This window comes from Salinivibrio costicola subsp. alcaliphilus (genome assembly GCF_001996185.1).
GTDB lineage: Bacteria > Pseudomonadota > Gammaproteobacteria > Enterobacterales > Vibrionaceae > Salinivibrio > Salinivibrio costicola.
The window spans coordinates 1-277 of the sequence record NZ_MUFR01000199.1 but is presented as its reverse complement, the minus strand read 5'-3'; the positions used below and the strand labels follow the sequence as shown (position 1 = coordinate 277).

Annotated in this window: 2 tRNA genes; both read left to right on the top strand. The window is 53.8% G+C overall.

The annotated features are described in order from the left end of the window. Positions 1 to 2: 2 nt before the first annotated feature. A tRNA-Gly gene (locus tag BZJ21_RS15855) sits at positions 3 to 78 on the top strand. Positions 79 to 114: 36 nt separating this feature from the next. Further along, positions 115 to 191: transfer RNA gene (locus tag BZJ21_RS15850), tRNA-Met, on the top strand. The last annotated feature ends 86 nt before the right edge of the window (positions 192 to 277 follow it).

The window sequence follows — 277 nt, the reverse complement described above, 5'->3', positions numbered from 1 at the left end:
AGGCGACATTAGCTCAGCTGGTAGAGCGCGACCTTGCCAAGGTCGAGGTCACGAGTTCGAACCTCGTATGTCGCTCCAAGTTTTGCCCACATCAAGCATAATTGATGTTACGGACGCGGGATGGAGCAGTCTGGTAGCTCGTCGGGCTCATAACCCGAAGGTCGTCGGTTCAAATCCGGCTCCCGCAACCAATTTTTACAAAGCGTGATGCAACGCTTAATTGCATAGGCGACATTAGCTCAGCTGGTAGAGCGCGACCTTGCCAAGGTCGAGGTCA